This is a genomic window from Pseudomonas sp. PGPPP1 (genome assembly GCF_002255865.1).
Classification (GTDB): Bacteria; Pseudomonadota; Gammaproteobacteria; order Pseudomonadales; family Pseudomonadaceae; genus Aquipseudomonas; species Aquipseudomonas cremoris.
The window spans coordinates 1-12,068 of the sequence record NZ_NKIG01000019.1 but is presented as its reverse complement, the minus strand read 5'-3'; the positions used below and the strand labels follow the sequence as shown (position 1 = coordinate 12,068).

Below are 12,068 nucleotides of genomic sequence, written 5' to 3'. Positions count from 1 at the left end.
ACGTCGACCAGGCATAGGCTTAGACGGCCTCGTTGGACTCGTCCTCGAACGCTGCAAACAGCGGTTCGTCTTCAACGATTTCGGCGTTGGCGATGAACTCGTAGCTCATCAGGCCTTCAGCGATTTCACGCAGGGCTACAACGGTAGGCTTGTCGTTTTCCCACTGGACCAGGGGCTCTTTGCCGCCAGTGGCCAGTTGACGGGCACGCTTGGTAGAGAGCATGACCAGCTCAAAGCGGTTATCCACGTGTTCTAGGCAGTCTTCAACGGTTACGCGGGCCATGGTATTCCTCGGAGCGAATGCAAGATGCGCGCTGCCCGGTTGGGCGAGCGGACTAAACAGTTTAAAAAATCACCAGCGTTTAGGGAAGCGCTGATTTTCCGCGAGCCCTCGTCAAACCGCTGCAAGCACCAATGTAAAGCGCTTGCAGCGGTTTTGGGAAGAGCCAATCAGCCCAGCAATTCGGCGAGCAATTTGCCAAAACGCTGCTGTTGACGCTTTTGCTGGAGCTGATTGGTGCGGAAAATCGCCTTCAGATCATCCAGGGCGTGGGCGAAATCGTCGTTGATGATCAGGTAGTCGTAGTCGACGTAGTGGCTCATTTCGCTGACGGCTTCGCGCATGCGGCCTTCGATGATCTCGTCGCTGTCCTGGCCACGGTTGGTCAGGCGCTGATGCAACGCTTCAAGCGATGGCGGCAGGATGAAGATCGAACGCGCCTTTGGCATCAACTGGCGCACTTGTTCGGCGCCCTGCCAATCGATTTCCAGGATCAGGTCGTGGCCTTCGTCCAGGGTCTGCTGCAGGTGGCTTTGCGAGGTGCCGTAGAGGTTGCCGAACACTTCGGCGCGCTCGAGGAAGTCGCCGTGTTCGATCATCTTGACGAACTCGGTGCGCTCGACGAAGTGATAGTGCACGCCGTTCACCTCGCCCGGGCGCATGGCGCGGGTGGTGTGCGAGACCGAGATACGGATCTGGTCGTCAGCGTCGGTCAGGGCCTTGACCAGGCTGCTCTTGCCCGCGCCCGAAGGGGCGGAAATGATGTAAAGGGTGCCGGTGCTGTGGGTCATGGAAGTTGCCTTACTCAATATTCTGTACTTGTTCGCGCATCTGCTCGATCAACACCTTGAGGTTGACCGCAGCCTGGGTGCTGCGCGGGTCAAATGCCTTGGAGCCCAGTGTATTGGCTTCGCGGTTGAGTTCCTGCATCAGGAAGTCCAGGCGCCGACCGGCGGCACCGGCAGACTTGAGCACACGACGTACTTCAAGAATGTGGGTGCTCAGGCGGTCGAGCTCTTCGGCGACGTCACTCTTCTGTGCGAGTAGCACCATTTCCTGTTCAAGGCGTGTCGGGTCGAGGTCGGCCTTCATGTCGGTAAAGCGGTCGAGGACCTTCTGGCGCTGGGTGGCGAGCATCTGCGGTACCAGTTCACGCAGGGTGACCACATCCTCTTCGATGGCGGTCAGGCGTTCGTTGATCAGTCGGGCCAGTTCGGCGCCTTCGCGTTCGCGGCCAGCCTTGAGCTCCTTCAAACCCTGGTTGAACAGGGCGAGGGCTTCGGCGTTGAGGGCTTGCGGGTCGGTGGCGTCGGCCACCAGCACGCCCGGCCAGGCCAGCACTTCCAGCGGGTTCAGCGCAGCGGGCTGCTTGATCAGGCTGGCGATGGTCTCGGCGGCGGCAACCAGTTGTGCGGCGCGGTCGCGATCAATCTGCAAGGCCTTGCCGGTGGTTTCTTCGGTAAAGCGCAGGGTGCATTCCAGCTTGCCGCGGGAAATGCCCTGGCGCAGCGCTTCACGCACGGCGCCTTCGAGGTCGCGGAATGATTCCGGCAGGCGCAGGTGCGGCTCCAGGTAGCGGCTGTTGACCGAGCGCAGTTCCCAGCTCAGGGTGCCTTGGACGCCGGCTTTTTCGACGCGGGCGAAGGCGGTCATGCTGTGCACCATGGAGGTACCTCGCGTTGCAGTCCCGCAAACACGGGCTGATGGTTAAGAAGGCGCAGGATTGTAGCGCAGTGGGGCGAGCGCGCCCAAACAATGGGCGTCAGCCCGGCCATTCGTAACCGAATTTTTAGAAGTGCCCCGAATCGGCTCACGGCTCTATAATGCTCGGCAGTTTTTCGTCCTCAGTACAGGTATCCCCTATGAAACGTCCAAGTGGTCGCGTTGCCGATCAGCTCCGCTCGATCCGCATCACCCGCAACTACACCAAACACGCCGAGGGTTCTGTACTGGTCGAGTTTGGCGATACCAAGGTTATCTGCACCGTCAGCGTCGAAAATGGCGTGCCGCGCTTCCTGAAAGGCCAGGGCCAGGGCTGGTTGACCGCCGAATACGGCATGCTGCCGCGCGCGACCGGCGAGCGTAACCAGCGTGAAGCCAGCCGTGGCAAGCAAGGCGGCCGCACCCTGGAAATCCAGCGCCTGATCGGCCGCTCCCTGCGTGCAGCCTTGGACATGTCCAAGCTGGGCGACGTGACCCTGTACGTCGACTGCGACGTGATCCAGGCAGACGGCGGTACCCGTACCGCGTCCATCACCGGCGCCATGGTGGCCCTGGTTGACGCGCTGAAAGTGATCAAGAAGCGTGGCGGCCTCAAAGGCGGTGACCCGCTCAAGCAAATGATCGCCGCCGTTTCGGTGGGTATGTACCAGGGCGAGCCTGTGCTGGACCTGGACTACCTGGAAGACTCGGCCGCCGAGACCGACCTGAACGTGGTAATGACCAGCACCGGTGGTTTCATCGAAGTGCAGGGCACCGCCGAAGGCGCGCCATTCCAGCCGGCCGAACTGAACGCCATGCTGGCACTGGCCCAGAAGGGCATGACCGAGATCTTCGAACTGCAGAACGCCGCACTGGCCGACTGAACCGGCTTCAAGGAGAAACGCCATGAGTGACAGCCAATTGCCTGTGTCTACGCCTTCCTATGAAGCGCGCCAGGGTGCGATGTTGTGTCACTTCGCGGCGTTTCTGGGGTTTGTATTCCCCTTCGGCAGCGTTGTTGGGCCGCTGATTCTGTGGCAGCTCAAGAAGGAAAAAGATGCGTTCATTGACGACCAGGGCAAGGAAGCGCTGAACTTCCAGATCACCGTGGCCATCGCCTGGATGGCCTGCGTGGTACTGGCGTTTGCCGTGGTGGGTTTTTTCCTGATGATCGCCCTGGTGATCGCAACCTTGGTGTTGACGATCATTGGCGGCATCAAGGCCAATAAAGGGATCGCTTATCGCTATCCCTTTACCTGGCGTCCGGTCAAATAACGGGCGCCCACAAAAAAACCGACAGCGATGTCGGTTTTTTTGTACCTGGAAAAAGACCTTAGATGGTCAGTGTCCAGTCGTAGTCCACGATCAGCGGCGCGTGCTGCGAGAAACGTGGCTGGCGCGGCAAGCGTGCACTGCGAACGAACCGGCGCAGACCTGGGGTCAGCAACTGGTAGTCGAAACGCCAGCCCAGGTTGAGCATCTCAGCCTGTTCGTTATCCGGCCACCAGCTGTACTGGTCGCCTTCGCGGCTGACTTCGCGCAGGGCATCCACATAACCCATGTTGCCGACAATCTCGTCCATCCAGGCCCGTTCTGGCGCCAGGAAACCCGGGGATTGCTGGCTGTCGCGCCAGTTCTTGATATCCAGCTTCTGTTGCGCCACGTACAGCGAGCCACAATAAATGTACTCGCGACGTTTGCGTCGCTGTTTATCCAGGTAACGGGCGAAATCGTCCATTAGCTTGAACTTCTGGTTCAAGTCTTCATCGCCGTTCTGCCCCGAAGGAAGCAGCAAGGTCGCGATGCTGACCTTATCGAAATCGGCTTGCAGGTAGCGCCCGTAGCGGTCGGCTGTCTCGAAGCCGAGGCCGCTGATGACCGCCTTGGGTTGCAACCGCGAATACAAAGCCACGCCACCTTGGGTGGGCACTTCGGCATCGCAGGCATAAAGGAAGTAGCCATCCAGTTGGAAGGCTGGGTCGTCCAGTTCAAAGGCGGAGGCGCGGGTATCCTGCAGGCAGATGACGTCGGCATTCTGGGCTTGCAGCCAACTGAGCAAACCACGCTCGACTGCAGCCTGAATACCATTAACGTTCACACTGATGATCCGCATAAATGGCCCCAAAAATCGCGTGCGTGTATGATACACGCCGTCTACCTAATTAGCTAAATCCGTGGTATCTGAGGCTTTTTTCATGCAGGCGTATCAACGCGATTTCATTCGTTTTGCCATCGATCGCGGCGTTTTGCGCTTCGGTGAGTTCACTCTCAAGTCCGGGCGCACCAGCCCGTACTTCTTCAATGCGGGCTTGTTCAACTCGGGTTCGGCCCTGGCTCAGCTGGGTCGTTTCTACGCGGCAGCCATCGTTGAAAGCGGTATTTCCTTCGACGTGTTGTTCGGTCCGGCCTACAAGGGCATTCCCCTGGCGGCAGCGACGGCCGTGGCGTTGGCCGAGCATCATGGGCAGGATCTGCCGTGGTGTTTCAACCGCAAGGAAGCCAAGGCCCATGGCGAAGGCGGTAGCCTCGTGGGCGCGCCGCTCACTGGCGATGTGCTGATCATCGACGACGTGATCACCGCTGGCACCGCGATTCGTGAAGTGATGCAGATCATTGCTTCCCAGGACGGCGCCAAGGCAGCGGGCGTGCTGATTGCGCTGAACCGCCAGGAGCGCGGCAACGGTGAGTTGTCGGCCATCCAGGAAGTGGAGCGTGATTTCGGCATTCCGGTGGTGAGTATCGTGTCGTTGAACCAGGTGTTGCAGTTCCTGGAAGATGATCCGCAGCTCAAGCAGCATTTGCCGGCTGTTCGCGCATACCGCGAGCAATTTGGCGTCTGACCCACATCCTCTGTGGGAATCTCTATTTTTCTGCAGAGCCAATGTGCATAAAAAAGGCCCCGTTCAATCAGATTGAGCGGGGCCTTTTTGTTTGCAGCGGTTAAGGACGCTTGCGATTACTGATCAACGTGCCCATGCCGGTATCGGTGAAGATTTCCAGCAATACTGCATTCGGTACGCGGCCGTCGATGATCAGCGAGCTGCCAACGCCGCCTTGCACCGCTTCCAGTGCGCAACGGATCTTCGGCAGCATGCCGCCGTAGATGGTGCCGTCGGCAATCAGCTCGTCCACTTGTTGAGTGGTCAGGCCAGTCAGTACCTTGCCTTCCTTGTCCATCAGCCCGGCGATGTTGGTCAGCAGCATCAGCTTTTCAGCCTTCAGTGCCTCGGCCACCTTGCCGGCCACCAGGTCGGCGTTGATGTTGTAGGACTCACCGTTGGCGCCCACGCCGATCGGCGCGATCACCGGGATGAAGTCACCTTTGACCAGCAGGTTCAGCAGGTCGGTGTTCACGCCCACCACTTCGCCCACCTGGCCGATGTCGATGATTTCCGGCTGGGTCATTTCCGGCGTCTGACGGGTCACTGTCAGTTTTTTCGCGCGAATCAGCTCCGCGTCCTTGCCAGTCAGGCCGATGGCGCTGCCGCCGTGGCGGTTGATCAAGTTGACGATGTCCTTGTTGACCTGGCCGCCGAGGACCATCTCCACCACGTCCATGGTTTGCGCGTCCGTGACGCGCATGCCATCGATGAAGTGACTCTCGATCGACAAGCGCTTGAGCAGGTCGCCGATTTGCGGGCCGCCACCGTGCACTACCACCGGGTTGATCCCTACGGCTTTCATCAACACGATGTCGCGGGCAAAGCCGGTTTTCAGCTCGTCGCTTTCCATGGCATTGCCGCCGTATTTGATCACCAGCGTCTTGCCGACGTAGCGTCGAATGTAGGGCAACGCTTCGGAAAGGACCTTGGCGGTGTTGGCAGCGGCTTCGCGTTCGAGGGTCATTCAGGGCTCCGGTAAAAAATCAGAACGGTAATTGGAGATCAGGGGCAACACGTTTCAACTGGGCGTGGAACACGTCCTTGATGCGCTGCAACTCAGCCTCGGTATCCGCCTCGAAGCGCAGGACCAGCACCGGTGTGGTGTTGGACGCGCGCACCAGGCCCCAGCCTTTGGCGTAATCGACTCGCACACCATCAATGAGGGTCAGATCGGCGCCTTCGCCCCATTGCGCATCGTGCAGTGCGTCAATGATGCTGAATTTGCTCTCCTCGGTCACATGGATATTGATCTCTGGCGTAGAAATATCATTCGGGAAGGTCTGAAACAGCTCTTCGGCGGTGGATTTTTCCTTGCTGAGGATCTCCAGCAGACGAGCGGCACTGTAAATGCCGTCATCAAAGCCGAACCAGCGTTCCTTGAAGAACACGTGACCGCTCATTTCGCCGGCCAACAGGGCGCCGGTTTCCTTCATTTTCTTTTTGATCAACGAGTGACCGGTCTTCCACATTAGCGGACGACCGCCATATTCCTTGATCAGCGGGGTGAGGCGGCGGGTGCACTTCACGTCGAAGATGATCTCGGCGTTGGCGTTGCGCGCCACCACGTCACGGGCGAACAGCATCAGCAGGCGATCCGGGAACACGATCTCGCCGGTTTCGGTCACCACGCCCACACGGTCGCCGTCACCGTCGAAGGCCAGGCCGACGTCAGCCCCGGTTTCCTTGACCTTGGCGATCAGATCCACCAGGTTTTCAGGCTTGCCCGGGTCCGGGTGATGGTTGGGGAAGTGGCCATCAACGTCGCAGAACAGCGGGATGACTTCGCAATTCAGGGCTTCGAGCAGTTGCGGGGCGATCACACCAGCCGCGCCGTTGCCGCAGTCCACCACCACCTTGAGGCGGCGCGCGAGTTTGACGTCGCGGGTGATCTCATCGGAATAGCGCTGCAGGATGTCGACCTTGGTGATGCTGCCTTTGCCGCTGGTCAGGTCGTTGGTTTTCAAGCGGTCGTGCAGGGCCTGGATCTGCTCGTTGGCGAGGGTGTCGCCGGCGATGACGATCTTGAAGCCGTTGTAGTCCGACGGGTTGTGGCTACCCGTGAGCATCACCCCGGATTTGCCGGCCAGGACGTTGGCGGCGTAGTACAGCGCAGGCGTAGGCACCAGGCCGACGTCGCTGACGTGGCAGCCGCTGTCGGCCAAGCCCTGGATCAATTGCTCCACCAACTCGGGGCCGGAAAGCCGACCGTCACGACCGACCGATACGTTCGGCTCGTCCTGCGCCAGGCTTTGGGAGCCGATGGCGCGGCCAATCCAGTAGGCAGTTTCGGCGGTCAGGGTCTTGGGCACCACGCCACGGATGTCATAGGCGCGAAAGATGCTGTCGGGGAATGTCGGGGCTACTCGGGCTGCGGTACTCATCGCGGGGGGAAACTCCATCTGAAGGGGGCAAAGCTGGCCTTAATGTGGCTGACCGGCAGGCTCAAACTGAAGGGTATGACGGTGTTTTCGGCAGAGAGTTCGTGGTGCAAAAATGCCATCGGAGTGTGCGCTCCGTCTTGTCGCTTGCGTAATGCATTGATTTCACTGGGGAAATCTCGCTTGTAAAATCCGCGCATTCTTCGTCCTGAAAAGCCTTGCGGTGGCGTCGAGCCGGGCAATAGCACCCGGCCAGATTCAGCTTAGTCAGTGACTGCCGGAATGCCCAAAGCCGCCTGCGCCGCGTTGGGTTTCGTCGAATTCCTGCACCAGTTCGAAGTGCGCCTGCACGACTGGCACCAGCACCAACTGGGCAATACGTTCGCCAACGGCGATGTTGAACGCGGTCTGGCCGCGGTTCCAGCACGACACCATCAACTCGCCCTGGTAGTCCGAATCGATCAGGCCCACCAGGTTACCCAGCACGATGCCGTGTTTATGGCCCAGGCCCGAGCGCGGCAGGATCAGTGCTGCCAGGCCTGGGTCGCCCACGTAGATCGACAGGCCGGTAGGAATCAGGAGGGTCTGGCCTGGTTCAAGGACGGTGTCTTCCTTGAGCATGGCGCGCAGGTCCAGGCCGGCGGAGCCTGGGGTGGCGTAGGCCGGCAGTGGGAATTCGTTGCCGATGCGGGGGTCGAGGATCTTGGCTTGCAAAGCGTGCATGGAAATTAAACCTGGTTCAGCCGTTGGGCGATAAAAGAGATCAGTTGGCGGGCAATCTTGCCCTTGCTGGTCTGGGCGAAAAGGGTGGCGTGCAGGTCACGATCGATCACGCTGCAAGCGTTTTCCTCGCTGTTGAAGCCGATGCTCGGGTTGGCGACATCATTGGCAACGATCAGGTCGAGGTTTTTGTCCTTCAATTTGCGTGCGGCGTAGTCCAGCAGGTGCTCGGTTTCGGCGGCAAAGCCGACGCTGAACGGACGGTCCGGGCGGGTGGCGATGGTGGCCAGAATGTCTGGGTTGCGCACCATTTGCAGGAGCAGGCCGTCGCCGCTCGTAGGGTCTTTCTTGAGCTTTTGCGGGGCAACGACTTCCGGACGGTAGTCCGCCACTGCGGCCGAGGCGATAAACAGGTCGCAGGGAATGGCCGCTTCACAGGCCGCGAGCATGTCGCGGGCGCTGACGACGTCGATTCGCGTGACCCGATCGGGTGTCGGCAAATGCACCGGGCCGGTGATCAGGGTGACGCGAGCGCCTGCCTCGACCGCCGCCTCCGCCAAGGCAAAGCCCATTTTTCCTGAGCTATGGTTGGTGATGTAGCGCACCGGGTCGATATTTTCCTGGGTTGGGCCGGCGGTGATCAGCACGTGCTTGCCGGTCAGGGCCAGGTGCTGGAAGCACTCGGCGGCGCACAGTGCAAGGTCGGTGGCTTCAAGCATGCGGCCCATGCCGACGTCGCCGCAGGCCTGGCTGCCGGATGCCGGGCCGAACACCTTGAGGCCACGGCTTTGCAGGAGTTGGGTGTTGGCCTGGGTGGCAGGGTCGCGCCACATGGCCTGGTTCATGGCCGGCGCAATGGCGACAGTGGCGTCGGTGGCCAGTACCAGCGTGGTCAGCAGGTCATCGGCGATGCCTTGGGCGAGGCGTGCGATCAGGTCGGCAGTGGCCGGGGCGATCAACACCAGGTCGGCCCACTTGGCCAGTTCGATATGGCCCATGGCAGCTTCGGCCGCCGGGTCCAGCAGGTCCAGGTGAACCGGGTGGCCGGACAAGGCCTGCATGGTCAGCGGTGTGATGAATTCACTGCCGCCGCGTGTCATGACCACGCGCACTTCGGCGCCTTGGTCGAGAAGCCTGCGAACCAGCTCTGCGCTCTTGTAGGCGGCAATGCCGCCGCCGACGCCGAGAACGATGCGTTTCCGATACAGACGCTGCATTGGTTTGCCTTTCCAGTTCAGTGATGCCAGTTCAATGACGCCTGCGATGCCCCCTCCCCAGGTGAAATCGCACGCAAAAAAGAGGGCCTACGATAACACAGCGCCCGCCAGGCTACAGCGGTGCGCATTGTGCACATGGAGAGGGAGGTGGGATGAGTATTCGTGATTGGCCGGCGGCAGAGCGGCCACGAGAGAAGCTGTTGGAGTGGGGCGCGACGAGCTTGTCCGACGCAGAGCTGCTGGCGATCTTCCTGCGTACCGGGGTGACCGGCAGGAGTGCGGTGGACTTGGCGCGCCACCTGTTGGCGCAATTTGGTGGCTTGCGGCCGCTGTTGGAGGCCAGTCAAACGGTGTTCAGCCAGCAGTTGGGCCTGGGGCCAGCAAAGTTTGCCCAGTTGCAGGCGGTGCTGGAAATGTCCCGGCGTCATCTGGCGGAGCGGTTGCGCGTTGATTCGGTGCTGGAAAGTCCGGTGGCCGTGCGTGATTACCTCAAGGCGCTGTTGCGTCATGAGCCCCATGAAACCTTCGGCTGCCTGTTTCTCGATTCAAAGCATCGGGTGTTGGGGTTTGAGGCCTTGTTCCAGGGCACTATCGACGGTGCCGTGGTTTACCCCCGGCAAGTGGTCAAGCGCGCGTTGGCCTACAACGCGGCGGCGCTGATCCTGTGTCACAACCATCCTTCCGGGAGCGTGGAGCCCAGCGCAGCAGATCGAAAACTGACCAAGATTCTGCAAAAAGCCTTGGACGTGGTGGATGTGCGGGTGCTTGACCACATCATCGTGGGCGACGGGGATCCCTTGTCGATGGCCGAATATGGGTGGATGTAGGGGAGGGGCAGTTGCAAGCTGCAAGCCTCAAATGGCTTGCAGCTTGCAGCTTACGGCTTGACGCTAACCTTCGAAAAATCCTGGCGTCCGAACGGGCTCACCTGGTAACCCTCGACATTCTTGCGTGCCAGGGCGAATGCCGTCGGGTGTGCCAATGGCAGCCACAGTGCCTGCTGCTGGATCTGCGCCTGGGCCTGCTGGTACAGCTTGCTGCGCACCCCTTGCTCGCTGGTGGTCTTGCCGGCACTGATCAGCTTGTCCAGCGCAGGGTCGCAGTAGCGGGCGAAGTTGGTGCCGGATTTGACTGCCGCGCACGAGAACTGCGGCGTCAGGAAGTTATCCGGGTCGCCGTTGTCGCCGGCCCAGCCCATGAACAGCAGGTCGTGCTCACCCGCCTTGGCGCGGCGGATCAACTCGCCCCATTCGATCACGCGGATCTCGGCCTGGATGCCGACCTTGGCCAGGTCCGCCTGCAACAACTGCGCGCCGAGGTTCGGGTTGGGGTTCAGCAGGCTGCCAGTGGGGCGTGTCCAGATAGTGGTCTTGAAACCGTCCTTGAGCCCGGCACGGTTCAGCAATGCCTTGGCCTTGGCCAAGTCCTGTGGATAACCCGGCAAGTCCTTGGCGTAGCTCCAGGTGTTGGGCGGGTAAGGACCGTTGGCGGCTTCGGCGGTGCCTTCAAACACGGCCTTGAGGTAGCTGGCCTTGTCGAAAGCCAGGTTGATTGCCTGGCGCACTTCGGGCTTATCCAGCGGCGGATGCTGGCTGTTGATGGCCACGAATGCCGTCATGAAAGCGGCGGTTTTTTCGACCTTGAGCGCTGCGTCTTTCTCGGCTTCGCCTACATCCAGGGGTTTTGGCGAGAGGGCGATCTGGCATTCATCGCGGTGCAATTTCTGCAAGCGTACGTTGGCGTCCGGGGTGATGGCGAAGATCAAGTTATCCACAGGTGGTTTGCCTGCGAAGTAGTCCGGGTTGGCCTTGTAGCGCACCACGGCGTCTTTCTGGAAGCGCACGAAAACGAACGGCCCGGTGCCGATGGGCTGGCTGTTGAGTTTCTCGGGCGTGCCTGCCTTGAGCAGTTTGTCGGCGTATTCCGCCGGGTAGATCGAAGCAAAGCCCATGCTCAACGCGGCGAGGAAAGTGGAGTCGGCGTGATCAAGGGTGAAGCGCACGGTCAGCGGGTCGAGCGCGTCGATTTTCTTGACCAGCGTCGGCAACTGCAGCGACTGCGCGTGGGGGAAGCCGCTCTGGGCGATCTTGTGCCAAGGATTGGCCGGGTCGAGCATGCGCTCGAAGCTGAAGCGTACGTCTTCGGCGGTCAGGGAGCGGCTTGGGGTGAAATAGTCGGTGCGATGGAATTTCACATCCGGGTGCAGCTTGAAGGTGTAGGTCAGGCCATCCGGCGACACTTCCCAGCTGTCTGCCAGGCTGGGCACTAGCTTGCCGCTGGCCGCGTCATAGTCCACCAGGCGGTTCATCAGCACATCGGCCGAGGCATTGGTGGTGGTCAGCGAATTGTATTGCACCACATCGAACCCTTCGGGGCTGGCCTCGGTGCAGACGCTCAAGTTGCTGGCGGCAGAGGCCAGCGGCGCGATAAATAGAGGGGCGAGCAACAGCGGTAGGGCAGCGAGGCGCATGTTCGGTTTCCTTTGCAGATCGAAGGCCCATCTGCGAGTGCAGTCTGGAAAAGTCCTACCGTAGTGCTCAGATTGCCAAATGACTAGCCCATTTTTGCCTGTGCTTTTGCCTCAAATGCTGTTTTGATGGCGCCTCAGCGTATTTCGCCGAGCACTTCACCGTGCGCGCAGGCGCTGTAAATCATTCTGTGCGACGAGCGGTCGGCTATTCCGGCGGCCCCTCCTGGCAACGGTTCAGGTGTGTTTTACCTAGATTTAGGTCGGTAAAAACACACGGGCTGTTGTTGCACTGGGGTCTTTCTGGTATAAAGCAGCGCTCTTTTCTAGGGGCCCGGTTCCTTCGCTTGTAGGTGTAGCCGGTAAGACCCTAAAGAAACGCGGCGCCTGGCGCCAAATGACTGAGAGATTAAGCGGCCAACC

At 60.4% G+C, this 12,068-nt stretch carries 12 protein-coding genes and 1 pseudogene; 4 read left to right on the top strand and 9 right to left on the bottom strand.

Features of this window, described 5'->3' with window-relative positions:
• Positions 1 to 19: 19 nt before the first annotated feature.
• The 3 genes from rpoZ to CFE47_RS20060 all read right to left on the bottom strand — a co-directional run bounded on the left by rpoZ (position 20) and on the right by CFE47_RS20060 (position 1,945).
• Complete coding sequence (gene rpoZ, locus CFE47_RS20070) at positions 20 to 283, bottom strand: DNA-directed RNA polymerase subunit omega (RefSeq protein WP_003176920.1); 264 nt, start codon at positions 281 to 283, stop codon at positions 20 to 22.
• A gap of 167 nt (positions 284 to 450) precedes the next feature.
• The gene (gene gmk, locus CFE47_RS20065) at positions 451 to 1,071 is read right to left on the bottom strand and encodes a guanylate kinase (RefSeq protein WP_185709992.1); all 621 of its coding nucleotides are present in this window, start codon (positions 1,069 to 1,071) and stop codon (positions 451 to 453) included.
• 10 nt (positions 1,072 to 1,081) lie between these two features.
• The gene (locus CFE47_RS20060) at positions 1,082 to 1,945 is read right to left on the bottom strand and encodes a YicC/YloC family endoribonuclease (RefSeq protein ID WP_185709991.1); all 864 of its coding nucleotides are present in this window, start codon (positions 1,943 to 1,945) and stop codon (positions 1,082 to 1,084) included.
• Between the two features lie 197 nt (positions 1,946 to 2,142).
• Here CFE47_RS20060 and rph point away from each other — a divergent pair, with 197 nt between their 5' ends.
• Together rph and CFE47_RS20050 are read left to right on the top strand one after the other, a co-directional pair.
• A complete protein-coding gene (gene rph, locus CFE47_RS20055) occupies positions 2,143 to 2,865 on the top strand; it encodes a ribonuclease PH (RefSeq protein WP_017735760.1) in 723 nt (240 codons plus the stop codon).
• A gap of 22 nt (positions 2,866 to 2,887) precedes the next feature.
• Positions 2,888 to 3,256 (top strand): DUF4870 domain-containing protein, encoded by a 369-nt coding sequence (locus CFE47_RS20050; protein ID WP_286839754.1) that lies wholly within the window; start codon positions 2,888 to 2,890, stop codon positions 3,254 to 3,256.
• Between the two features lie 58 nt (positions 3,257 to 3,314).
• Here the strand turns inward: CFE47_RS20050 and crc are convergent, their stop codons facing one another.
• Complete coding sequence (crc, locus tag CFE47_RS20045) at positions 3,315 to 4,094, bottom strand: catabolite repression control protein Crc (protein ID WP_003195493.1); 780 nt, start codon at positions 4,092 to 4,094, stop codon at positions 3,315 to 3,317.
• Between the two features lie 82 nt (positions 4,095 to 4,176).
• Between crc and pyrE the strand changes: the two genes are divergently transcribed.
• Positions 4,177 to 4,821, top strand: coding sequence for an orotate phosphoribosyltransferase (gene pyrE / locus CFE47_RS20040; protein ID WP_003195489.1), 645 nt, complete (start codon positions 4,177 to 4,179; stop codon positions 4,819 to 4,821).
• Between the two features lie 100 nt (positions 4,822 to 4,921).
• On the opposite strand, the gene argB is transcribed toward pyrE, so the two are convergent.
• The 4 genes and pseudogenes from argB to coaBC all read right to left on the bottom strand — a co-directional run bounded on the left by argB (position 4,922) and on the right by coaBC (position 9,178).
• Entirely contained in the window at positions 4,922 to 5,827 is a 906-nt protein-coding gene (gene argB / locus CFE47_RS20035) for an acetylglutamate kinase (RefSeq protein ID WP_016975925.1), read from the bottom strand.
• A 19-nt stretch (positions 5,828 to 5,846) separates the two neighbouring features.
• A pseudogene (locus CFE47_RS20030) lies at positions 5,847 to 7,268 on the bottom strand (phosphomannomutase/phosphoglucomutase); the annotation flags it as partial.
• 240 nt (positions 7,269 to 7,508) lie between these two features.
• Positions 7,509 to 7,964, bottom strand: a complete 456-nt coding sequence (gene dut, locus CFE47_RS20025; protein WP_110620471.1) for a dUTP diphosphatase — start codon at positions 7,962 to 7,964, stop codon at positions 7,509 to 7,511.
• Positions 7,965 to 7,969: 5 nt separating this feature from the next.
• A complete protein-coding gene (gene coaBC / locus CFE47_RS20020) occupies positions 7,970 to 9,178 on the bottom strand; it encodes a bifunctional phosphopantothenoylcysteine decarboxylase/phosphopantothenate--cysteine ligase CoaBC (RefSeq protein WP_016970585.1) in 1,209 nt (402 codons plus the stop codon).
• A 152-nt stretch (positions 9,179 to 9,330) separates the two neighbouring features.
• Here coaBC and radC point away from each other — a divergent pair, with 152 nt between their 5' ends.
• Positions 9,331 to 10,005 carry a RadC family protein gene (gene radC, locus CFE47_RS20015; RefSeq protein ID WP_286839748.1) on the top strand — a complete coding sequence of 225 codons (675 nt, stop codon included), beginning with the start codon at positions 9,331 to 9,333 and terminating at the stop codon, positions 10,003 to 10,005.
• 50 nt (positions 10,006 to 10,055) lie between these two features.
• Here the strand turns inward: radC and CFE47_RS20010 are convergent, their stop codons facing one another.
• On the bottom strand, positions 10,056 to 11,648 hold the full coding sequence (locus CFE47_RS20010; protein WP_286839745.1) for an ABC transporter substrate-binding protein: 1,593 nt from the start codon (positions 11,646 to 11,648) through the stop codon (positions 10,056 to 10,058).
• Positions 11,649 to 12,068 lie beyond the last annotated feature (420 nt).